The organism is Streptomyces sp. NBC_00539, assembly GCF_036346105.1.
Lineage (GTDB): Bacteria > Actinomycetota > Actinomycetes > Streptomycetales > Streptomycetaceae > Streptomyces.
Genome location: NZ_CP107811.1, coordinates 3,622,271 through 3,643,622 on the forward strand (window position 1 = coordinate 3,622,271; position 21,352 = coordinate 3,643,622).

18 protein-coding genes and 1 pseudogene are annotated in these 21,352 nt (G+C 73.5%); 7 read left to right on the forward strand and 12 right to left on the reverse strand.

Features of this window, described 5'->3' with window-relative positions:
• Nucleotides 1-122: 122 nt before the first annotated feature.
• From OG861_RS16185 to OG861_RS16195, 3 genes are all read left to right on the forward strand, one after another.
• Nucleotides 123-1,700: a 3-hydroxyacyl-CoA dehydrogenase gene (locus OG861_RS16185; RefSeq protein WP_329196590.1), complete on the forward strand. Its 1,578-nt coding sequence runs from the start codon at nt 123-125 to the stop codon at nt 1,698-1,700.
• The gene (locus tag OG861_RS16190; protein ID WP_329196588.1) at nt 1,697-2,287 is read left to right on the forward strand and encodes a TetR/AcrR family transcriptional regulator; all 591 of its coding nucleotides are present in this window, start codon (nt 1,697-1,699) and stop codon (nt 2,285-2,287) included. Before OG861_RS16185 ends, OG861_RS16190 begins: the two co-directional genes overlap by 4 nt.
• 163 nt (nt 2,288-2,450) lie before the next feature.
• The gene (locus OG861_RS16195) at nt 2,451-3,416 is read left to right on the forward strand and encodes an alpha/beta hydrolase (RefSeq protein WP_329196586.1); all 966 of its coding nucleotides are present in this window, start codon (nt 2,451-2,453) and stop codon (nt 3,414-3,416) included.
• Here the strand turns inward: OG861_RS16195 and OG861_RS16200 are convergent.
• Nucleotides 3,397-4,029 carry an Lrp/AsnC family transcriptional regulator gene (locus OG861_RS16200; protein ID WP_329196585.1) on the reverse strand — a complete coding sequence of 211 codons (633 nt, stop codon included), beginning with the start codon at nt 4,027-4,029 and terminating at the stop codon, nt 3,397-3,399. The genes OG861_RS16195 and OG861_RS16200 overlap by 20 nt on opposite strands.
• Before the next feature lie 177 nt (nt 4,030-4,206).
• On the opposite strand from OG861_RS16200, the gene pdhA reads away from it, so the two are divergent.
• Genes pdhA through OG861_RS16215 form a run of 3 tightly spaced genes read left to right on the forward strand, consistent with a single transcriptional unit; the run spans nt 4,207 to nt 7,651 of the window.
• Nucleotides 4,207-5,340 (forward strand): pyruvate dehydrogenase (acetyl-transferring) E1 component subunit alpha, encoded by a 1,134-nt coding sequence (gene pdhA / locus OG861_RS16205; protein WP_329202314.1) that lies wholly within the window; start codon nt 4,207-4,209, stop codon nt 5,338-5,340.
• A complete protein-coding gene (locus tag OG861_RS16210; RefSeq protein ID WP_329196583.1) occupies nt 5,340-6,350 on the forward strand; it encodes an alpha-ketoacid dehydrogenase subunit beta in 1,011 nt (336 codons plus the stop codon). Before pdhA ends, OG861_RS16210 begins: the two co-directional genes overlap by 1 nt.
• Nucleotides 6,350-7,651 (forward strand): dihydrolipoamide acetyltransferase family protein, encoded by a 1,302-nt coding sequence (locus tag OG861_RS16215; RefSeq protein WP_329196581.1) that lies wholly within the window; start codon nt 6,350-6,352, stop codon nt 7,649-7,651. The genes OG861_RS16210 and OG861_RS16215 overlap by 1 nt, the downstream gene beginning before the upstream one ends.
• A 158-nt stretch (nt 7,652-7,809) precedes the next feature.
• Here OG861_RS16215 and OG861_RS16220 read toward each other — a convergent pair whose 3' ends face one another.
• The gene (locus tag OG861_RS16220) at nt 7,810-8,001 is read right to left on the reverse strand and encodes an SMI1/KNR4 family protein (protein WP_443056555.1); all 192 of its coding nucleotides are present in this window, start codon (nt 7,999-8,001) and stop codon (nt 7,810-7,812) included.
• Between the two features lie 470 nt (nt 8,002-8,471).
• On the opposite strand from OG861_RS16220, the pseudogene OG861_RS34275 reads away from it, so the two are divergent.
• A pseudogene (locus OG861_RS34275) lies at nt 8,472-8,898 on the forward strand (TetR family transcriptional regulator C-terminal domain-containing protein); the annotation flags it as partial.
• A gap of 6 nt (nt 8,899-8,904) precedes the next feature.
• On the opposite strand, the gene OG861_RS16230 reads toward OG861_RS34275, so the two are convergent.
• The 10 genes from OG861_RS16230 to OG861_RS16275 all read right to left on the reverse strand — a co-directional run bounded on the left by OG861_RS16230 (nt 8,905) and on the right by OG861_RS16275 (nt 21,125).
• Nucleotides 8,905-9,882, reverse strand: coding sequence for an NAD(P)H-quinone oxidoreductase (locus OG861_RS16230; RefSeq protein WP_329196579.1), 978 nt, complete (start codon nt 9,880-9,882; stop codon nt 8,905-8,907).
• 10 nt (nt 9,883-9,892) lie between these two features.
• Nucleotides 9,893-10,984, reverse strand: coding sequence for a potassium channel family protein (locus tag OG861_RS16235; RefSeq protein WP_329196577.1), 1,092 nt, complete (start codon nt 10,982-10,984; stop codon nt 9,893-9,895).
• Entirely contained in the window at nt 10,972-12,309 is a 1,338-nt protein-coding gene (locus OG861_RS16240; protein ID WP_329196575.1) for a molybdopterin molybdotransferase MoeA, read from the reverse strand. Before OG861_RS16240 ends, OG861_RS16235 begins: the two co-directional genes overlap by 13 nt.
• Nucleotides 12,306-13,205, reverse strand: a complete 900-nt coding sequence (locus OG861_RS16245) for an NTP transferase domain-containing protein (protein ID WP_329196572.1) — start codon at nt 13,203-13,205, stop codon at nt 12,306-12,308. Before OG861_RS16245 ends, OG861_RS16240 begins: the two co-directional genes overlap by 4 nt.
• 422 nt (nt 13,206-13,627) lie before the next feature.
• Nucleotides 13,628-14,167: a bacterial proteasome activator family protein gene (locus OG861_RS16250; protein WP_329196570.1), complete on the reverse strand. Its 540-nt coding sequence runs from the start codon at nt 14,165-14,167 to the stop codon at nt 13,628-13,630.
• Nucleotides 14,168-14,270: 103 nt separating this feature from the next.
• A complete protein-coding gene (locus tag OG861_RS16255) occupies nt 14,271-17,012 on the reverse strand; it encodes an ABC transporter permease (protein ID WP_329202310.1) in 2,742 nt (913 codons plus the stop codon).
• Between the two features lie 152 nt (nt 17,013-17,164).
• Complete coding sequence (locus OG861_RS16260) at nt 17,165-17,908, reverse strand: ABC transporter ATP-binding protein (protein ID WP_329196569.1); 744 nt, start codon at nt 17,906-17,908, stop codon at nt 17,165-17,167.
• Nucleotides 17,909-17,934: 26 nt separating this feature from the next.
• The gene (locus OG861_RS16265) at nt 17,935-18,633 is read right to left on the reverse strand and encodes a PadR family transcriptional regulator (RefSeq protein WP_329196568.1); all 699 of its coding nucleotides are present in this window, start codon (nt 18,631-18,633) and stop codon (nt 17,935-17,937) included.
• 71 nt (nt 18,634-18,704) lie between these two features.
• The gene (locus OG861_RS16270; protein ID WP_329196566.1) at nt 18,705-19,283 is read right to left on the reverse strand and encodes a hypothetical protein; all 579 of its coding nucleotides are present in this window, start codon (nt 19,281-19,283) and stop codon (nt 18,705-18,707) included.
• A 186-nt stretch (nt 19,284-19,469) separates the two neighbouring features.
• On the reverse strand, nt 19,470-21,125 hold the full coding sequence (locus OG861_RS16275) for a protein kinase domain-containing protein (protein WP_330261762.1): 1,656 nt from the start codon (nt 21,123-21,125) through the stop codon (nt 19,470-19,472).
• Nucleotides 21,126-21,352 lie beyond the last annotated feature (227 nt).

Sequence of the window (21,352 nt, forward strand, 5' to 3'; positions counted from 1 at the left end):
GGGAACCGGATCGGGCAAGGGCGGGTGAAGAAGAGCAGACACGAGTTAGAGTAACCGAACGATCGGTCGGGACAAGAGGGCCCGGCAAGCCTGTGGATAAGTCGGTGCGGGAGGATCGGGTCATGACAGCAATCGAGCGGTCCCGCACAGTGGCGGTCATCGGCGCCGGCACCATGGGACAGGGCATCGCCCAGGTCGCCCTCCTCGCAGGTCACCGCGTGCTGATCCACGACATCGACGCCCACGCGGCCCGCGACGGCGTCCAGCAGGTCCGCGACCGCGTCGAGCGGCTGGTCGCCAAGGGCCGGCTGGAACGAGCCGGGGCGGACGAGGCGAACGGCCGGATCAATGCGGCCCAGGCCCTTTCCGAGCTGGCCGACGCAGCCCTCGTCATCGAGGCCGTCGTGGAGGACGTCACCGTCAAGCAGGGGCTCCTCGCCGCACTTGAAGGGGTGGTTTCGCCGGACGCCCTGCTGGCGACCAACACCTCCTCCCTCTCCGTCACCGAGCTCGCCGCCGGCATGGCCCACCCCGGCCGCTTCCTCGGCCTGCACTTCTTCAACCCGGCCCCGCTGCTCCCGCTGGTCGAGGTGGTCAGCGGATTCGCCACCGACCCGGCCGCCGCCGAGCGCGCGTACGAGACCGTCCTGGGCTGGGGCAAGACGCCGGTCCGCTGCGCCGATACGCCCGGATTCATCGTCAACCGCATCGCCCGCCCCTTCTACGCCGAGGCCTTCGCGGTGTACGAGGAGCAGGGCGCGGACCCGGCGACCATCGACGCCGTGCTCCGCGAGAGCGGCGGCTTCAAGATGGGCCCGTTCGAGCTGACCGACCTGATCGGCCAGGACGTCAACGAGGCCGTCACCCGCTCGGTCTGGGACTCCTTCTTCCGCAGCCCCAAGTTCACCCCCTCGCTCGCGCAGCGCCGCCTGGTCCAGTCGGGCCGCCTCGGCCGCAAATCGGGGCACGGCTGGTTCCCGTACGGCCCGGACGCCCCGCTTGCGCAGCCGCACACCGCCGGTCCCGAGGAGGCTCCCGCCAAGGTCACCGTCGTGGGTGACCTCGGTCCGGCGGCCGGTCTGGTGGACCTGCTGGAGGAGGCGGGGATCGCCGTCACGGCGACCGGGCAGGGGGGTCCGTACATCCAGCTGCCCGGCGAGGGCCAGCTCGTGCTCGCGGACGGCAAGACCTCGGTCGAGTTCACGGACGTCGTCTACTTCGACCTCGCGCTCGACTACCGCGACGCCACCCGCATCGCGCTCTCCACCGGTGCGGACACCAGCGAGCGGACCCTCGCGGAGGCCGTCGGGCTCTTCCAGAAGCTCGGCAAGAAGGTCTCCGTCATCGGTGACGTCCCGGGCATGATCGTCGCCCGCACCGTCGCGATGCTGATCGACCTGACCGCCGACGCCGTCGCGCGCGGCGTGGCCACCGCCGAGGACATCGACACCGCGATGCGGCTCGGCGTCAACTACCCGCTCGGCCCGTCCGCCTGGCACGAGCGCCTCGGCCGCGACTGGGCCTACGACCTCCTGCACCACCTCGACGAACGCTGCCCGGGCGGCCGGTACGCGCCCTCGCTCGCGCTGTTCAAACTCGGTTACACGGAGGACGCGGCCGAGGAGGAGGCGGCCGAGGACGAGGCCGTGCACGAGGCGGGGGCCGTGGACGGCGGCGCGGGATACGGGGGCGGCCGGTGACCACGGCCAGGCGGGACACGTACACCCCCGAGACGCTGCTCTCGGTGGCGGTCCAGGTCTTCAACGAGCGCGGCTACGACGGCACCTCGATGGAGCACCTCTCCAAGGCCGCGGGGATCTCCAAGTCCTCGATCTACCACCACGTGGCGGGCAAGGAAGAGCTGCTGCGGCGGGCGGTCAGCCGCGCCCTCGACGGCCTCTTCGCGGTCCTGGAGGAGCCGGGCGCGCTGCGCGGCCGCGCCGTGGAGCGGGTCGAGTACGTCACGCGGCGCACGGTGGAGGTGCTGCTGGCCGAACTGCCGTACGTCACCCTGCTGCTGCGCGTACGGGGCAACACGCGGACCGAGCGCTGGGCGCTGGAGCGCCGCCGCGAGTTCGACCACGCGGTGGCCGACCTCTTGAAGGCCGCCGCGGCCGAGGGCGACCTGCGCACCGACGTGGACAGCCGGCTCGCCACCCGCCTGCTGTTCGGCATGGTGAACTCCCTGGTCGAGTGGTACCGCCCGTACCCGGGCGCGGACCACTCCCAGCTCGCGGACGCCGTCGTCCACCTGGCCTTCGACGGGCTGCGCACGAGCACGACCTGAACGCGCGAGGCCGGGCCGCCACGCGGGCCGGAGTGCGGGCCGGCGTGGCGGCTGCGCCCGGGGCGGCGCGGGCGGCACCGTCCGACGGCCGGGCCGCGCGCTGCGCCACCTGAACGGCTCCGTCCGTGCGGCGCCCGCCGCCCGTCCCCGCGACGATGGCCGCATGGCCCTTGACCCGGACATCGCAGCAGTCATGCACCGCTTCGGCGTCGACGGGCCGCCGCCCGTCCCGCTGCCGGGCGCCGCCGAGAGGCGGGCCGGCCACCGCGAGTTCGTGCGGGCCCTCGCCCCCGAGGCGCCGCTGCCCGCGGGATCCGTCGCGGACGACACCCTCGCCGGGGTGCCCGTACGGATCTACCGACCGCGGCCCGCGGGCCCCGCGCCGGCCGTCGTCTACTGCCACGGCGGCGGCTTCGTCGTGGGCGACCTGGACACCCACGACGCGATCTGCCGCCGCCTGTGCCGGGACGTAGAGGCGGTCGTGGTCGCCGTCGGCTACCGGCTCGCGCCCGAGTACCCCTTCCCGGCGGCCTACGAGGACTGCCTCGCCGTCGCCCGGGACGTGGCCGGCCACCCCGAGCGCTTCGGCGGCGGCAGCGGCGTGTTCGCGCTCGCCGGGGACAGCGCGGGCGCCACCCTCGCCGCGGCCGTGGCCCTGGCCCTGCGCGACGCGGGCACGCCCGTCGCCGCCCAGCTGCTGGCCTACCCGGTCACCGACCTCACGGGCCGCGGCGGCTACCCGTCGATGGAGGAGAACGCCACCGGCTACGGGATGACCACCGCCACGATCGAGAACGACATCCTGCTGTACGTCGGCAACGACCCCGGGGCCGCCGCCGACGACCGCGTCTCGCCGCTGCTCGCCGGGTCCCACCGGGGGCTGGCCCCGGCCGTGATCGGTGTCGGGGGCTTCGACCCGCTGCGGGACCAGGTACTGGCCTACGCCCGCACGCTGGAGGAGGCCGGGGTCGCGGTGCGCTCGCACCTCTACCCCGGGCTCGTCCACGGCTTCATGGACTACGCCGCGGTCGTGCCCGCGGCGGCCGCCGCCGTCGCGGAACTCTTCGGCGAGCTGCGGGCACTCCTGCGGCCCGCGGCCGCTCATGCCGCTACGGCTGTTCCTCGGTGAGCGGGGTGAGCGCCGGGCCGCCGACCGGGCCGGGATCGAGCAGGTCCGTTTCCTCGAACACCAGCAGCGTCCGCGTGGACAGGACCTCCGGGATCGACTGGAGGCGGGTGAGGACCAGCTCGCGCAGGGTGCGGTTGTCCGGGGTGTGCACCAGCAGGAGCACGTCGAAGTCCCCGCTCACCAGGGCGATGTGCGCCGCGCCCGGCAGCTCGCGCAGCTTTTCGCGCACCGTGCGCCACGAGTTCTGGACGATCTTCAACGTGATGTACGCCGATGCGCCCTGACCTGCGCGCTCGTGGTTCACCCGGGCCGTGAAGCCCTGGATCACGCCGTCGTCGATCAGACGGTTGATCCGCGCGTAGGCATTCGCCCGGGACACGTGGACCTGCTCCGCGACCGACCGTATCGACGTCCGGCCGTCCGCCTGGAGCAGCCGCAGGATCGAGCGGTCGATCGGGTCCAGTGGCCGCGGCGGGGTGGGAGCCGCGGCGGCGGAACCGGGCGGCGGTCCGGAAGGGGCGGGCGGTGCGGGTGGTGCCGTCTTGGCCCCTCCGGGCGGGACCGGTGCGGATCCCCCGGCGGAGCCCGCCGCGGCCATTTGTTCATCCGGCATTGCCCACTGCCTCCCTCTCCTGGACGTCCTGCATCCATCCCAGGGCCCCGGCGCCACTTTGTCCACAGCCTGGAGGCGCCTGTAGCCAAATTGCGCAGACAACCGAACAATCGGTAGGTGAGGCGCCTCACATCCGGGGCACTCCTGCCCGCTTCCTACGAGGAGGTGTACGCCGCCATGACGGTCCAAGAGCTGCCCGGTGCCGGGGCGTCCCACCGTTTGACCCCGCCGCCCGCCTGGAGGCCGCGTACGGACGCCGCCGCGCTGCTCCCGGACCCCGAGCCCTACCGGGTGCTGGGCACCGCCGCCGCGGACGAGCTCGACGCCGAGCTGATGCGCCGGTACTACGCCGAGCTGGTGCGCGGACGCCGCTACAACGCCCAGGCCACCGCGCTCACCCGGCAGGGGCGGCTCGCCGTCTACCCGTCGACCGTCGGCCAGGAGGCCTGCGAGATCGCGGCCGCGCTGGTCCTGGAAGACCAGGACTGGCTCTTCCCCAGTTACCGGGACACCCTGGCGGCCGTGGCGCGCGGCCTGGACCCCGTACAGGCGCTGACCCTGCTGCGCGGCGACTGGCACACCGGATACGACCCGCGCGAGCACCGGATAGCCCCGCTGTCCACGCCGCTCGCCACCCAGCTCCCCCACGCGGTGGGCCTGGCGCACGCCGCCCGGCTGCGCGGGGACGACGTGGTCGCGCTCGCCATGGTCGGCGACGGCGGCACCAGCGAGGGCGACTTCCACGAGGCGCTGAACTTCGCCGCCGTGTGGCAGGCCCCGGTGGTCTTCCTCGTCCAGAACAACGGCTTCGCGATCTCCGTCCCGCTCGCCAAGCAGACCGCGGCCCCGACGCTGGCCCACAAGGCCGTCGGGTACGGGATGCCCGGCCGGCTCGTCGACGGCAACGACATCGCCGCGATGCACGAGGTGCTGACCGAGGCCGTCCAGCGGGCTCGTGCGGGCGGCGGGCCGACGCTGATCGAGGCGGTCACGTACCGGATCGAGGCGCACACCAACGCCGACGACGCGACCCGCTACCGCACGGACTCCGAGGTGGAGGCCTGGAAGGCGCACGACCCGGTGGAGCTGCTGGAGCGTGAGCTGACCTCGCGCGGGCTGCTGGACGCGGAGGGCATACAGGTGGCCAAGGACGCGGCCGAGGCGATGGCGGCGGCCCTGCGGGACGCGATGAACGCAGAGCCGGTGCTCGACCCGATGGACCTCTTCGCGCACGTCTACGCGGAGCAGACCGGGCGGCTGCGCGAGCAGGCGGAGCTGCTGCGCGCCGAGCTTGAAGCGGAGAACGAGTGATGACGACGGTGGCGGTGCAGCCGGGGACCAAGCCGGCGACCATGGCGCAGGCCCTCGGCAGGGCGATGCGCGACGCGATGGCCGAGGACCCGACGGTCCACGTGATGGGTGAGGACGTCGGCACGCTCGGCGGGGTCTTCCGGATCACCGACGGCCTCGCGAAGGAGTTCGGCGAGGACCGCTGTACGGACACCCCGCTCGCGGAGGCCGGCATCCTCGGCGCCGCGGTCGGCATGGCCATGTACGGGCTGCGGCCGGTCGTGGAGATGCAGTTCGACGCGTTCGCGTACCCGGCGTTCGAGCAGCTGATCTCGCACGTCGCGAAGATGCGCAACCGCACGCGCGGCGCGATGCCGCTGCCGATCACCATCCGCGTGCCGTACGGCGGCGGGATCGGCGGGGTGGAGCACCACAGCGACTCCTCCGAGGCGTACTACGTGGCGACGCCCGGGCTGACCGTGGTCACCCCGGCGACCGTCGAGGACGCGTACGGGCTGCTGCGCGCGTCGATCGCGAGCGACGACCCGGTGGTCTTCCTGGAGCCGAAGCGCCTGTACTGGTCGAAGGCGCAGTGGTCGCCCGACGCTCCGGCCGAGGTGCCGGGCATCGGCAAGGCGCTGGTGCGGCGGACGGGCACGAGCGCGACGCTGATCACGTACGGGCCGTCGCTGCCGGTGTGCCTGGAGGCCGCCGAGGCGGCCCGCGAGGAGGGCTGGGACCTGGAGGTCGTGGACCTGCGCTCGCTCGTCCCGTTCGACGAGGAGACGGTCGTCGCCTCGGTACGCCGCACGGGTCGCGCCGTGGTGGTCCACGAGGCTGGCGGCTTCGGCGGACCGGGTGCGGAGATCGCCGCCCGGGTGGCGGAGCGCTGCTTCCACCACCTGGAGGCGCCGGTGCTGAGGGTGACGGGGTTCGACATCCCGTACCCGCCGCCGATGCTGGAGAAGCACCATCTGCCGGGTGTGGACCGGATCCTGGACACCGTGGGACGCCTGCAGTGGGAGAACTGATGCCGCAGGTACTGGAGTTCAAGCTGCCCGACCTCGGTGAGGGGCTGACCGAAGCGGAGATCGTCCGCTGGCTGGTGGCGGTGGGCGACGTCGTCGAGATCGACCAGCCGGTGGTCGAGGTCGAGACGGCCAAGGCGATGGTGGAGGTGCCGTGCCCGTACGGGGGCGTGGTCACCGCCCGGTTCGGGGAGGAGGGGACCGAACTGCCGGTCGGCGCGCCGCTGATCATGGTGGCGGTGGGTCCTGCGGATCCGGACCCGGCTCCGGAGTCGTCCGGCTCCGGGAACGTGCTGGTCGGGTACGGCACGGACCACTCGCGTCCGGCGCGCAGGCGGCGGATCCGGCCGGGGGCCGCGACGGCCGTGACGGCTCCGGTGGTGCCTGTTCCGGTTTCGGCTCCGGTGGGGCCGCTGGGGCCGGTTCCGGTGATCTCGCCGCTCGTACGCAAGCTCGCCCGGGACAACGGGGTCGATCTGCGGGAGCTGCGGGGGTCGGGCCCCGAGGGGCTGATCCTGCGGGCGGACGTGGAGGCGGCGCTGCGGGAGCAGGCCGCGCCGGCGCCGGCTCCGGTGGCGGCCGCCGCGGGGGCCGTGGGGTCGGTGGGAGCTCCTGTGGGTGAACGGATCCCGCTCAAGGGACTGCGCGGGGCGGTGGCGGAGAAGCTGTCGCGCAGCCGCCGCGAAATCCCGGAGGCCACCTGCTGGGTGGACGCGGACGCCACCGAACTGATGGCGGCCCGGGCCGCGATGAACGCCGTGGGCGGCCCCAAGATCTCGGTGCTGGCGCTGCTGGCCCGGATCTGCACGGCCGCGCTGGCCAAGTACCCGGAGCTCAACTCCACCGTGGACCTGGCGGCGAAGGAGATCGTCCGGCTCCCGGCCGTGCACCTGGGCTTCGCCGCGCAGACCGAGCGGGGCCTGATGGTCCCGGTGGTGCGGGACGCCCACACGCACAGTCCGGAGTCCCTGTCGGCGGAGTTCGCCCGGCTCACCGAGCTGGCGCGGGCCGGGAAGCTGGCGCCGGCGGACCTGACGGGCGGGACGTTCACCCTGAACAACTACGGGGTGTTCGGGGTCGACGGCTCCACGCCGATCATCAACCACCCGGAGGCGGCGATGCTGGGTGTGGGCCGGATCATTCCGAAGCCGTGGGTCCACCAGGGCGAACTCGCGGTGCGCCAGGTGGTCCAGCTGTCGCTGACCTTCGACCACCGCGTCTGCGACGGCGGCACGGCCGGCGGCTTCCTGCGCTACGTGGCGGACTGCGTCGAATCCCCGGCGGTCCTGCTCCGCTCGCTGTAACGGCGGGGCCGGGTCCCCCGCAGGGCCTGGTCCCCCCGCGGGGCCGGGCCCGCGGGGCCGGGCCCGGGGGGCCGGCTGCGGCCCCGCCGGGCCCGGGTGGGTTCCCGACCGGCGGCGTGCACGCCGCCCCGGCCCTGCGAGCACGGCTCGGGGGAGCGCTACCGGTACCAGTCGTCTCCGCCCGCGGCGAGCGAACGTCCCAGGTAGTCCCGGAGGTCGCCGGCCACCCAGCGGCGGCTGTCGGTCTCGTGTTCCCAGACGAAGACGTCCGGCCTCCGCGGCGTCTGCACGAAGGCGAACTGGTCTCCGCCGCCGTTGTCCCCGAAGAACAGGAGGGCGTCGAACGGCATGTACAGCTGAGAGCGAAGGAGCTGTCCGAGCGGAAGTAGAGGTTCTGCTCGACGACCTGTTCGATGGTCCAGACGGTGTCCACGCCGGTCCGCCCGACGATCCCGTTGCTCTCCGTCAACAGCTGCTTGAGCCCGGCCGGAAGCTCCTCCCCGAGCTTCCGCTCCGCCTCGGCCAGGACCGACTCGTCGGTGGGATCCCTGAAACCGGCGTCGGGGAACACGTCACGGGCCGTTCGTCTCCACATGACGCGCAAGCGTAGCCAGACCAGGTGGGACAGGGGTCAGGGGAGGCGGGGCGGGGTCCAGGCGGCGTGGCGGAGGATCGCGCGTGGGGCCACTGCCGCCGGGGTCAGGCGGAGGGCCGTGTTGCGGAGGGAGACGGCCAGGGGGTGGCGCAGCTGGTGGGTCGGCCGGCGCGGCGGCCCGCTCCAGCACGATCACCTCACACCCGGTGAGGTGCAGCCCGATGCTTCCGGACCCGGGCAGCCTTGCTCACCGCCCTCGTACGCCGTCTCGTGGTCCGCGACCAGGCCGAACACCAGGCAGCCGGTGAACGCGCCGTGCAACCCCGCACCCCTGCCGAACTGACCGACGCCCGCGCCGGGCTGACAGCGGCCCGGCCGGCGCCGGGAGAAGGCCGCCGGCGCTCGCCGGCTCGCTACGCGTGCGCCCTGGAGAGCGTGCGCGACCCGGAGCTGCGCGAAGATCCTCGTGCCGCGCGAGAACGCCGGGCGGGACGTCGTACGCACCTTCTTGGCGGCCCACGGCGTTCCCGACCCGGAGTCCCGCACCCCTGGCGCTGTCGGCCTCGGTCGACGGTCTCGTCCTCGACCAGCTGCCGGCGGCGAGGTGTCACGTGACGCCCTGGAGGGGCTCGTCGCGGCCGCCCTCAGGTGACCGGGGTCAGACGGTGAGCAGCAGTTTGCCGATGTGGGCGCTGGACTCCATCACCCGGTGGGCCTCGGCGGCCTCCGCCATCGGGTACGCCGCGTGGACCACCGGCCTGACCCGGCCCGACGAGACGAGCGGCCAGACGTGCTCCCGTACCGCCGCCACGATCGCAGCCTTCTCCTCCAGCGGCCGTGAGCGCAGCGACGTCGCCGTGACCGCCCCCCGCTTGGCCATCAGCGCCCCCAGGTTCAGCTCCGCCTTCACCCCGCCCTGGAGCCCGATCACCGCGAGCCGGCCGTTCACGGCCAGCGCGTCCAGGTTCCGCGCCAGGTACTTGGCGCCCACGATGTCCAGGATCACGTCCGCCCCGGCCCCGTCCGTCGAGGCCCGCAGCTCTTCCACGAAGTCCTGCTCGCGGTAGTCGATAAGGATGTCGGCGCCCAGCTCCGCACAGCGCGCCAGCTTCTCCTTGCCGCCCGCCGTCACCGCCACCCGGGCGCCGACCGCCTTGCCCAGCTGGATCGCCATCGTGCCGATACCGCTGGACCCGCCGTGTACCAGCAGGGTCTCGCCGGGACGCAGCCCGGCCACCATGAACACGTTCGACCAGACCGTCGTCACGACCTCCGGCAACGCGGCCGCCGTCACCAGGTCCACCCCGGCCGGCACCGGAAGCAACTGCCCCGCCGGGACCGCGACCCGCTCCGCGTAACCGCCGCCGGCCAGCAGCGCGCACACCTCGTCGCCCACCGACCAGCCGGAGACGCCCTCTCCGACCGCGACGATCCGCCCGGAACACTCCAGCCCCGGATGACGGGACGCACCGGGCGGCGGGTCGTAGAAGCCCTGTCGCTGGAGCACGTCGGCGCGGTTCACGGCGCTCGCCGCGACCTCGACGAGTACCTCGCCCTGGCCTGCCACCGGATCGGGAGCTTCGGCCCACACCAGGGCCTCGGGTCCGCCGGGCTGCTCGATGGTGATCGCATGCATGGCCCGGAGGCTACCCGGAAAGCCCTGACGGCGCCGCCGCCCGACCGGCCCGGACGATGGTGATCAGACGGTCCGTCGACTGGAGCGGACTCGCGTGGGGATCGTCGTAGGCGAGCAGCCGGTGCCCCCGCAACACGCTCACCACCAGGTCCTCCGTCTCCCGCACCCCCTTGCCGACCTCCGGCTTGGTGACGGGCCGTTCGATCAGGTCCAGGCCGCTGCCCTGCTGGATCAGGTCCTCCATCACCGTGCCCGCGCTCGGGCTGAGCACCGACAGACCCAGCAGCCGCCCGGCCGCGCTCGCGCTCGTGATGACCGCGTCCGCGCCCGACTGGCGCAGCAGCGGCGCGTTCTCCTCCTCCCGGACCGTGGCGACGATCTTGGCACCGCGGTTGAGCTGGCGTGCCGTCAGCGTCACCAGGACCGCCGTGTCGTCGCGCTGGGTGGCGACGACGATCTGCCGGGCCTTGGGCAGTTCGGCGCGCAGCAGCACATCGGAACGGGTGGCGTCGCCGACGACACCCGTCAGTCCCTCGGCGGCCGCCACGTCGATCACCTTGGTGCTCGGATCGACGATGACGACCTGTTCCTTGGCGAGCCCGGTGGCCAGAAGTGTCTGGAGGGCCGAACGGCCCTTCGTGCCGAAGCCGACGACAACCGTGTGGTCACGCACGTTCTTCCTCCAGCGCTTCAGCCGCCACTCTTCCCGCGTCCGCTCCGTCAGCACCTCCAGCGTGGTCCCGACCAAGATGATCAGGAACACGATGCGCAGCGGCGTGATCAGCAGGGCGTTCACCAGCCGCGCACTGTCGCTGTAGGGGACGATGTCGCCGTAGCCGGTCGTCGACAGCGTCACCGTCGCGAAGTAGACGCAGTCGAGGAAGTCGACGGTTTCGTCGGCACTGTCGTGATAGCCCTCGCGGTCGAGCCACACGAGCAACACCGTCAGGCACATCACGAACAAGGCCATCAACAGCCGTTGTGCCACCTGCCGGAGCGGTCTCTGGACGACGCGCTTCGGGAGGGTGACGCGCCGTGCCACGAGCGCCTCGTCGGCGCGCCGGGCCATTGCGTCCTGGCCGGGCTGTTTCACGTGAAACATCCCCCGGAGGCCCAGGGCAGGTCGAGCATTTCCAGCTCCTGCCCCGACCGCGCGCCGTGCGGCGGTACGACGGCCAGCGCGTCGGCGGCCGCCACACCGCGCAGCATCGCCGGGCCGTGGTAGCGCAGCGGCACCGCGTGTTCCTCCGTCAGCAGGACCGGCACGAGCCGGGTGTCGTACGGGTGGCCGGGCACGTCACCCTGCACCGGCACCGCGTACCGGGGGCGCCGGCGCCTTCCGGCGAGGGCGCGCAGCAGCGGTTCGGCGAGCGTGAGCAGCCCGGAGACCGAGGCCAGTGGATTGCCCGGCAGCCCCACCAGGTGGCGGCCGTCGACGCGGTCACCGATCCGGGCCAGCAGCATCGGATGCCCGGGGCGCACGGCCACCCCGTCGACGAGCAGTTCGGCCCCCGCGCGCACCAGAACGGGGTGCACGTGGTCGACGGGGCCCGAGGCGGTGCCGCCGGTGGTGACGATGACATCGGCGGTGGACGTGGTGACGGCCTCGAACAGGGCCTCGGCTCCGGCGGGGTCGTCGCCGAGCCGTCGTGTGCCGGTGACTTCCGCGCCGAGCCGGGTGAGCCAGGGGCCGAGCATGGGACTGAGGGCGTCGCGGATGAGACCGTCGCGGGGGCGTCCCTCGGTGAGCAACTCGTCGCCGAGCACCAGGATGTCCACCGTGGGGCGGGGACGGGTCTCCAACTCGTCGTACCCGGCGGCGGCCGCCAACCCGAGCAGAGCCGGGGTGACCAGTGAGCCGGCCGGCAGCAGCAACTCCCCGGAGCGGCACTCCTGGCCGCGCGGGCGGATGTCCTGGCCGGTGACGACGGGCCGCAGCGCGTACAGCTGGGAGCCGTCCTCGCGGGCGTGCTCGCTGCGGATCACGGCGGTGGTGTCGGCGGGGATCCGGGCGCCGGTGGCGATCGGCACGGCCTCGCCGTCCGCGAGGGGCTCCGGCCGGTCGGACCCGGCCAGTATCCCGGCGCCGGTCCGCACCGACCAGGGGCCGGGACCGGCGACTGCCCAACCGTCCATGGCGGAGGTGTCGAAGGAGGGCAGGTCCGTGAGCGCGTCGAGGGGCTCGGCCAGGACCTCGCCGAGCGCGTCGGAGAGCGGGACCCGGTGGCTGCGGGGGCGGACGCCCGAACCGGCCCGGACGGCGGTTTCCCTGGCCCGGGACCAGGGCGAGGCGCGGTGGCCGCCCGCGGCGCGGGCCGCGTCGGGCGCGTCGAGGGGGCCGGGCGCGCCGGAGGCGTGGGGGGTGGGATCGCGGCTCACCAGGGCGAGGGCTTCGTCCAGGGCGCGGTCGGCGTCGGTGCGGGTCATCCGTTGCCGGCTTCCGGGCCGTCTTCGGTGGCGGATCCGGGGCGGGCTCCGGGGGCGGGGGCGGGGGTTTCCTCGGCCCAGCGCTGGGCCAGGGCGGCGGCCTTGCGGGACGCTTCGGCGACGGCTTGGGCGGGGTCAGCTCCGGTCGCCTCGGCCCGGGCCGCGGCGTAGCCCACGAGGAAGGTGGTCAGCGGGGCCGCGGGCCGGTCGACGCCGTGGGCGGCGTCACGGGCGAGGTCGAGCAGGGCCTTGGTGTCGACGGCGACATCGATGCCCAGCTCGTTCTTGACGGCGGTGATCCATTGCTCCAGCACGGTCCCATGCTCTCTGATCCGGGCGCGGGCCGTCGCGAGGTCCTCCCAGGTGTCGCAGTCGAAGGAGGCGAGTGGCGCAGCGCCGGTGACGGTGGTGAGGTCGAGTTCGGTGGTGAGGGCGCGCAGCGGCAGCCCGGCCAGGGTGCCGTGCTCGGTGGCCAGGAGGGCGATTTCCCGGCGCAGGGGTTCGGTCCGGTAGGCGGCGACGAGGGGCTGGTCGCGGCCGCCGGGGTCGCGGAGCATGACGCCGTCGGGGCCGGGCGCGTCGAGCAGGGCGCGGACGGTGTCCCGGTCCAGGAAGGGCAGGTCGGCGGAGAGCACGAGGACCCGTGCGGCCGACGTCTGGCGGAGCCCGGCGTCGAGCGCGGCCACGGGGCCGCCGCCGGGCGGGACCTCGCGGGTCCAGCGGACGGGGCGGGTGGTGGGGCGACGGGCGCCGACGACGATGGTGACGGCGGCGTCGGCGCAGGCGTCGAGGACGCGGTCGAGGAGGGTGCGGGCGCCGACGTGCAGGCCGGGTTTGTCGGCCCCGCCGAGTCGCTGCGCGGCGCCGCCGGCGAGGACGATCGCGTCGTAGCTCATACCGATGAGTATGCGGGGGGTGTGTTGCGGGCGGGTTCCGGCCCGCGCCGTGGCCTTGCGGCCCGGCCGTGAGGTGGCTGCGCCTCAATCGCCGGCGGGGCTGGATTCGGCGCCCGGGGCCGGGTTCGGTGCCCGGTCGGTTGGGTGCGGCTTACGGGTCGGGGCTCTGCCCCGGGCCCCGCGCCTCAATCGCCGGCGGGGCTGGATGTGGCGGTCCTGCTCGGTGGGGCTGCGGGGCCGGGTTCGGTGCCCGGTCGGTTGGGTGCGGCTTACGGGTCGGGGCTCCGCCCCCGGCCCCGCGCCTCAAACGCCGGCGGGGCTGGATGTGGCCCTGCTCGGTGGGGGCTGCGGGGCTGGAGTGGCGGCCCTGCTCGGTGGGGCGGATGGCCCGGCCGGTGGGGGTGCCGGCCGGGCGGCGGGGCTTAGAGGTACGGGCCCGAGCGGATGGCTCCGTGGGGGCCCTCTTCGTCGTCGTCGTGGGAGGCGCCCGGAGGGAGGGCGCGGCGCATCTGTTCGAGCTGGGCGCGGGCGGCCATCTGCTGGGCGAACAGGGCCGTCTGGATGCCGTGGAACAGGCCCTCCAGCCAGCCCACCAACTGCGCCTGCGCGATCCGCAGTTCCGCCTCCGAGGGGATCGCCTCCTCCGTGAACGGCAGGGAAAGACGCTCCAGTTCCTCCACCAGCTCGGGGGCGAGCCCGTCTTCCAGTTCCTTCACCGACGCGGCGTGGATGTCCTTGAGCCGGACCCGGCTCGCCTCGTCGAGAGGTGCGGCGCGTACCTCTTCCAGGAGTTGCTTGATCATGCTGCCGATCCGCATGACCTTGGCGGGCTGTTCGACCATCTCCGTCACCGGGACCTCGCGCGACTCGTCATCGGCGCCGCCGACCGCCGTCCCGTCTTGTCCCACGATCAGGACGTTCGGGGGGCTGTCCTGCGACCGTTCACTCCTCGGCATCTCCATGCCGACATTCTCTCGCACACCTCCGTACGCACACGGTGTGCCCCCGCACAGGCGTGATCCACCCTGTGCGAGGGGCCGTAATCAGATAGTGAGCAAAGGGTCCTCAGCCCGTGGCGCGACGGGCCAGCGCGCCGCTCGACCTCGTCACCAGCGCCGCCAGCACCGCCGCGCCGAGCGGGACCAGGATCAGCAGGCCGCCCAGCGTCTCCCACGGCACGGCGAACGGCACGTACACGGCCTGGTCGGAGCCGGAGTGGGTGATCAGCCCCGCCAGCGCCCGGCGTTCCGTCAGCCGCAGCCCCGCCGCCGGCAACAGTCCGGCGGCGGTACCGAGGGCGACGCCCATCAGGGCCACCACCCCGCACTGGAACCCGCTCAGCGTCCGCCGCACCCGCGGCGGCGCCCCGACCGCGGCCAGCGTCTTGAGGTCGGCCTCGGCATCCGCCTGGGCCAGGCCGGTGGCGATGCCCGCCGCACCGATGGTGACGAGGCCCGCGAAGATCGTGAGGGCGAGGATCTCCACGCTGTCCCTGCCCTGGTAGCCCTCCTCGATCCTGACGGGGGCGTCGACGCCGATCCGGTCGATCATGGCCGCCAGCGCCTGGCGTTGTGCTCCCGTGGGCTTGTCGGCGAGGGTGAAGTACGTCCCGAACGGGGCCGTCCCCAGGCCCGCCGCCTTCACCGCACCGGGCGGCAGGACGATCTCGATCCCGTAGCCGGTGACCGAGTCGGGTGCCTGGTAGACCGGGAAGACCTTGACATCCTTCGGCTGGTCCCCGGCCCCCGGCACGCCCGGCCCCCGGGCGTCATCGGTGATCACCTGCATGGTGACCTTCCCCTCCTTGAAGTTGCGCCGGTCGAAGGAGACTGCCTGCCCGGACCTCAGCGCCGCGACCGCGCCCGGGTCGCTGACGCCCAGCACCGTCAGCAGCTTCTCGTCGGCCACGACGGTGTCGCGCGGCTGCATGAACTGCCGGTCCGTGCACCGCCAGTCCCGGCGCAGGGCCCGCACCTGGTCCATGCTGAGCTCGGACATCACGTTCTTCGACTCGTAGAGCGGGCAGCGGTTCTCCGGCGGCATGACGATCTCCAGCCGCCCGCAGCCCGGTTCGGTGGAGTAGGCATCGCAGGACGGCTTGCCGACCACCACCCGGTCCACGTCGGCCCGTACGGCGAGGGAGAACTCCTTCGCAAGGGCTTGGCGCGCGGCGGGGACGTCCTTGTAGCGGTCGTCCTCCGCGTTCGTCAGCATTCCGGCGCCGGCGGGCAGCGAGGCCACGTACTCGTGCCGGGCCTGGAGCTCCGTGCTGTGCTGGTACGTGGCCACGGCCACGGTGCCGGCCACGGCGGCCAGTACGGCCGCCACCGCCGGCGCCGTACGCCCGCGGTTGCGCACGGCGTCCCGCAGCGCGAGCCTCGGCGACAGCGGCAGCCACCGTCCGGCCCGGCCGAACAGCCCGACCAGCGTCGGCGTCAGGGCGACGACGCCCAACTCGGCCAGGGCGCTGCCGCCGGCCACCACCACGGTGCCCATCGCGGAGACGGCCCCGTACAGCGCGAGCGCGGCGCCCGCCGCGACGGCGACGATCCCGATGAGGGGCAGGACCCGGTTGGCGCGCCGGACCCCGCGACGGCCCGTGAGCGAGGCCAGCACGGTCTGCCGGGAGGCGGTGACGGCGGGGACGACCGCGGCGAGCAGCCCGGTCAGTACGGCGACCAGCGCGACGGCGAGGAGTTCCAGAGGGCGGACCTCGAACCCGCCCCAGCGCAGCCCCAGGTACTCCTCCAGCACCGGCCGGAGCCCGAGGGTCAGCGCCACGCCGAGTGCCGTGCCGACGACGGCGGACGCCGCTCCGATGACGAGACCGCCGGACAGGACGATGGCCCGGATGTGCCGCCGGTCACCGCCGTTGGCGCCGACCAGGCCGAGCTGGCGGGCCGAGCGCCGGGCACCGACCGCGAAGGCGGGGCCGGCCAGCAGGCAGACCTCCAGCATGGCGAGGCCCACGACCGTTGCCAGGACGGTCAGTTCGACCGCCTTGGTCGACGCTCCGCTGTAGTCGCCGTCCCTGTCCTCCTCGCGCTGCTGCGCGTACAGCGGCACTTCGGAGTCGGCCGGCGGGTGGAGGTTGGCGGCGCGCGAGAGGGCGAGCAGCCCCTTCGCGTTGGCCGCCCGCACCATGTTCCACGTGAAACCATCCCCGCCGACCTTGACGAGGAAGCTGTCGTCGACGCTCAGGCCCTGGCCGCCGGCGCCCGTCAGGGCGCGGTCGAGCGGGGCGAGAAGCGTCCGGGGCGGCGCGATGATCTGCGTGGTGTTCAGCGCGGACGGAAGCTCGTACGCACCGACGATCCGGTAGGACCGGGCAGCACCACGAGGGGTCAGCTCGGAGCCGACGAAGAATCCCGACTCCTCGAGGAACTTGTCCGTGGCGATGACCTCGCCCGCCGCCGAGGGCATCCGGCCACGCTTGAGGGTGAGCAGCCCCTCCACCAGCGGACTGGCCGTGTCCACCTCGCGCAGCTCGGTGTCGAGCAGCCCGTGCGTGGTGCGGACCTTGGCACCGCTGTGGCTGTCCTGCACGATCTGCGCACCCGGCGGGAGAACGGAGGCGACCGGCACGTCCTCCAGCTTCGGCTTCGTGGCGTCGTAGTCGCGGTATCCGCCGACGGGCTCGTACCGGTCGCCCGCCGGGTTCTGGTAGAGGGCGGTGTCGTAGGAGGGTTTGGTCAGCTTCGCGTCGGCGGCTCCGATCTGCCGGGACAGGGATTGCTCGACGGAGAGTGCGGAGCTGCGCCAGGTGAGGTCCACGGCGCTCACGCCGACGATCGGCAGGGCGATCATCGCGAGGACGAGGGCGCTGCGCCCCTTGGCGCGCCAGGCGTCACGGCGAGCGATACGGACCGCCGCGACCCACGAGTGGTACCAGGAGGCGAGGAAGGACGACGGCCGGGAAGACGTCGAGCCGGAAGACGACGGCCGGGAAGACGACGGGCTCACAGGCCGGCCGCCCGCCCCGAGAGCAGCGAGTCGGCCCCGCTGCGCAGCGTCTCGTCGACGACGCTGCCGTCGCGCAGGAACACGACCCGGTCTGCCCAGGCGGCGAACCGCGGCTCGTGCGTGACCAGGATCCCGGCCGCCCCCGCGTCGCAGCGCGAGCGCAGGAGGGCGAGGACGGCCTCGCCGGTCTCGGAGTCGAGGGCGCCGGTGGGCTCGTCGGCGAGGACCAGGCGGCGGTCGCCGACCAGGGCGCGGGCGATCGCGACGCGCTGCTGCTGCCCACCGGACATCTCGTCGGGGAACCGGTCGGCGAGCCGGCCGAGGTTCATCTCCTCCAGCGCGGCCAGGGCGGAGGCGCGCGCCTTGCGGGCGGAGACCCCGTCGAGCTCGCGCGGCAGCGCCACGTTCTCGGCGGCCGTGAGCGCCGGGATCAGGTTGTAGTCCTGGAAGACGTAGCCGATGCTGCGGCGGCGCAGCGCGGCCAGCTGTTTGCGGCTCGCGGTGGTGAGGTCGGTGCCCTCGACGACCACGCGTCCGGAGCTGGGGGTGTCGAGTCCCCCGGCGAGGGTGAGCAGCGTGGACTTGCCGGAGCCGGAGGGGCCCATCACGGCGACGAGTTCGCCGGGGTGGACGGCCAGGTCGATGCCGCGCAGGGCGTGGACCTCGGTGGCGCCGCTGCCGTGCGTGCGGACGAGTTTCTCCAGCTGGAGTACGGGGCGTTGCGTGTGCTGGTCGGGCATGTCGGGGTCCCCCCTGGGACGGTGGTTCAGCGCCGCCGCAGGCGGGCGGTGCGGGGCGGCTCGGTGGTCGCGGCGGCGACGGGGCCGCTCGCGGTGACGGTGGCGGCCGGTGCGGGCTCCTGGGACGGTGGCCGGGGCTCCTCGGGCGGTGCCCCGGGCTCTTCGGCTGCGCCGGCGGCCGACCGGGAGAGCCGTACGAGCCGTGCTTCGCAGTGGTCGAGCCAGCGCGCCTCGGCCTCGGTCTGGAAGATCAGCTGTTCGAGGACCAGCAGCCAGGCCACGTCGTCGCGTTCGTGCGTCTTGCCGCTCTCGATGGCGGCGAGCGCCTGGGCCTTGAGCCGGGTGTAGTCCTGCATGGCCTGGATGGTGGCGTGCCGCTGCGACTGGATGACCGCGCGGATGTCGACACCGGGAGCGCCGACGGCCATGGCGAGCTTGATGGACAACTCGTCGCGCGGCGGGTTGGTGCGGTCGACGGGGCGCTCGTACCACTGGTGCAGTTCGGCGCGCCCGGTGTCGGTGATGGCGTAGAGGGTGTGGCCGGCCGGGTCCTCGCCGCCCGGGGCGACGAGGCCGTCGCGCTCCAGACGGGCGAGCGTCGTGTAGACCTGCCCGACGTTGAGCGGCCAGGTGGAGCCGGTGCGGGATTCGAACTCGGTACGCAGCTGAGAGCCGTACCGAGGGCCCCTTTCGAGCAGGGCGAGCAGGCCGTGGCGGATGGACATACTCAGTATGTATACCGAGTATGTCCTCCGCCGCAACCGTCCCGGGGCGTACGCCGTGAGGAGGAGGGGGCCTACGGACCCCGCCGCAGCCGCACGCCGATGAACCCCAGGCCCAGCCCCATCAGGGCGAGCCCGGTGCCGAGCGGGAGCATGTGCGCGGCGAGGTCGGCGGCCCGGTCGTTCGTCCCCGTGCCGATCGCGTTGACCCCGGTGCCCGGGCTCGCCGAGCCGTCCGGGGCGGGGCTCACCCCGGGGGAGGCCGCGGTGGACGGGGCTCCGGTCGGCGCTCCGGTCGGCACTCCGGTGGAAGCCGCGGTCGGCGCGCCGGTGTCGGCCGTACCCGGCGCAACGCCGGGCGGCCGCTGCGGACGCGCGGGCAGTTGCCGCGGCCGGGAGGCCACCATCGCCTCGGGGTCGGCCGGCTCGCCGACGGGCCGCCCGGGCCGGTCCCGCCCGACGCCCGCGAAACTGCCGGCGAGCTCCTCGTAAGCCTCTTCGGGTACGAGGGCCACCTCGTCGGCGCTCGCGGAGGCCACCGGGACCGGGGCGGAGGCGGGGGCCCCGCCCTGCTCGGGCGCGACGCCCAGGAGTGCGGCCGCCGCCAGCACGGCCCAGGCCGCCCACACCGGCGCACGGAGGCGTTGGGTCACCGGGGAGCCCCTCCCGTCCGAGCGGCGCGGGCGGCGCGAGCGCGCGCAGCGGCAGCGCTCGGGCCTGTACAGGGCTCACATTTGCACGACGGGACAAAAGCGGCATCCCGGACCGCCCATCGGGGTGGCCCGGGATGCCGGAAGACAACCGCAGCGGCCCACCCGGGGCCGCCTACGGCCTACCGCCTACTGCGGATCACCGGTGGACACGGTCAGCGTGTACTCCTGGTCCTTCGTCACGGCGGTCCCGGCCACGGGGAACTGCGCGAGGACGGTGTCCTGCCCGAAGACGGCCTCGTCCTTGTTCTCGATCTTGTACTTGCCGCCCGCGGCCTGGATGCAGAGCTTCACCGAGGCCAGGTTCTTGTAGGTGAAGTCCGGGGCCGCGACCTTGGACGCGTCCTGCCAGTCCTTGGACGGGTTCTTGCACTTCTCCGTCTCCATCGTCCGCGAGGTGTCCGGACCCTTGTGACCCGCCTTGGCGGGGGACGATGCCGACGCCGAGGGCGTGGTGCCCCCGTTCCCCCGCGCCTGGTCCTTGTCGTCGCCGCCCATGTTGAGCGCCGCGATCAGCCCGCCGACGGCCAGCAGCGCCACCACGATCGCCCCGACGATCACCGGGGTGTTCGACTTCGGGGCCGCGGCCCCCGCCCCGCCCCCCGGGTTCGGCGAGATGGTGAACGGCGCCGGGGTCTGCGGGCCGTAGTGGTGCTGCGCGCCCTGCGGCGCGTGCTGCTGGGACGGGTACGCGTAGCCGCCCGGCGCCGGAGTGTGCGGCGCGTACGGGGACGGTCCCGTCTGCGCGGCCTGGTACGGCTGCTGCACCGACTGCGGCGGCGTCTGGTAGGCGGAGTCGACCGGCGGGAACACGGCCGAACTCACCCCGGCGCCGCTGCCGCCCGCCGCCGCACCGGGGACGATGACCGGCGCGCCCGTGTGACCGGCCGACAGCACCCGCGCGATCTCGTCGCCCATGGCCGCGGCCGTCGGGAAACGCTCGTTCGGGTTCTTCTTCAAGGCGCGGGCCACCAGCGCGTCCATCGCCGGCGTCACGGAGCGGTTGACGGAGGACGGGGCGACCGGCTCCTCCTGCACGTGGGCGTAGGCGATGGCCAGCGGCGAGTCCGCGTCGAAGGGCAGCCGGCCGGTCAGCAGCTGGAACAGCATGATGCCGACCGAGTACAGGTCGGAGCGGGCGTCGACGGCCCGTCCCAGCGCCTGCTCGGGCGACAGGTACTGGGGGGTGCCCACGACCATGCCGGTCTGCGTCATCGAGGTGACCCCCGACTGCATGGCGCGTGCGATGCCGAAGTCCATGACCTTGACCACGCCGCGCTTGGTCATCATGACGTTGCCCGGCTTGATGTCGCGGTGGACCAGGCCCATCTCGTGGCTGGTCTCCAGCGCGGCCAGCACGTCCGCCGTCACCTTGAGCGCCCGGTCGGCGGGCATCGCGCCGTACTGCGCGACGTCCGCCTGGAGCACGGAGCCGAGCGGCTGCCCCTCCACGTACTCCATGACGATGTACGGCATCGGAGCGCCGTCGTCCGCGACGGAGCCGCCGAACGTGACCGTTCCCTCGCCCGTATCGAATACCGAGACGATGTTGGTGTGCGACAGTTTCGCAACAGCCTGCGCCTCGCGGCGGAACCGCTCGCGGAAGGACGCTTCGCGGCCGAGTTCGCTGTGCAGGGTTTTGATGGCGACCTGTCGGTCGAGCGCCGAGTCGTAGGCGAGATAGACGGACGCCATGCCGCCTTCGCCCAGCAAGTCCCTTAGCTGGTAACGGCCACCGGACAGGGAACCGCCTGCGTACCGGCCCCGTGTGCCGTCCTGGCTCATGACTGTTGCTTCCCCTCGGGCTGTGTCCGAACGCGTCTGGCAGAGCGCATGTGGCGCCCAGTCTGCCGGAGGGCAAGCGCCAGTCAAGCCAGGTGCCCGTTCCGTGACCGGGGGGCCACGGCGTGCCATTGCCCGAACGGCGACCTGTTCCGAGGCTGTAGCGTTCGTCGGAGCACCCGAAGAGGACCCGCAGAAGTTACGGACGAGAGAGACGACGGCGAGGACTG

Coding starts and splice junctions, on each gene's coding strand:
- OG861_RS16250 (WP_329196570.1), bottom strand. CDS start 14,167: ATGGAGATGCCGAGGAGTGAACGGTCGCAGGACAGCCCCCCGAACGTC.
- OG861_RS16200 (WP_329196585.1), bottom strand. CDS start 4,029: ATGCCGGATGAACAAATGGCCGCGGCGGGCTCCGCCGGGGGATCCGCA.
- OG861_RS16260 (WP_329196569.1), bottom strand. CDS start 17,908: ATGCCCGACCAGCACACGCAACGCCCCGTACTCCAGCTGGAGAAACTC.
- OG861_RS16210 (WP_329196583.1), top strand. CDS start 5,340: ATGACGACGGTGGCGGTGCAGCCGGGGACCAAGCCGGCGACCATGGCG.
- OG861_RS16235 (WP_329196577.1), bottom strand. CDS start 10,984: ATGTTTCACGTGAAACAGCCCGGCCAGGACGCAATGGCCCGGCGCGCC.
- pdhA (WP_329202314.1), top strand. CDS start 4,207: ATGACGGTCCAAGAGCTGCCCGGTGCCGGGGCGTCCCACCGTTTGACC.
- OG861_RS16255 (WP_329202310.1), bottom strand. CDS start 17,012: ATGATCGCCCTGCCGATCGTCGGCGTGAGCGCCGTGGACCTCACCTGG.
- OG861_RS16245 (WP_329196572.1), bottom strand. CDS start 13,205: ATGAGCTACGACGCGATCGTCCTCGCCGGCGGCGCCGCGCAGCGACTC.
- OG861_RS16275 (WP_330261762.1), bottom strand. CDS start 21,125: ATGAGCCAGGACGGCACACGGGGCCGGTACGCAGGCGGTTCCCTGTCC.
- OG861_RS16215 (WP_329196581.1), top strand. CDS start 6,350: ATGCCGCAGGTACTGGAGTTCAAGCTGCCCGACCTCGGTGAGGGGCTG.
- OG861_RS16230 (WP_329196579.1), bottom strand. CDS start 9,882: ATGCATGCGATCACCATCGAGCAGCCCGGCGGACCCGAGGCCCTGGTG.
- OG861_RS16265 (WP_329196568.1), bottom strand. CDS start 18,633: ATGTCCATCCGCCACGGCCTGCTCGCCCTGCTCGAAAGGGGCCCTCGG.
- OG861_RS16195 (WP_329196586.1), top strand. CDS start 2,451: ATGGCCCTTGACCCGGACATCGCAGCAGTCATGCACCGCTTCGGCGTC.
- OG861_RS16220 (WP_443056555.1), bottom strand. CDS start 8,001: ATGCCGTTCGACGCCCTCCTGTTCTTCGGGGACAACGGCGGCGGAGAC.
- OG861_RS16240 (WP_329196575.1), bottom strand. CDS start 12,309: ATGACCCGCACCGACGCCGACCGCGCCCTGGACGAAGCCCTCGCCCTG.
- OG861_RS16185 (WP_329196590.1), top strand. CDS start 123: ATGACAGCAATCGAGCGGTCCCGCACAGTGGCGGTCATCGGCGCCGGC.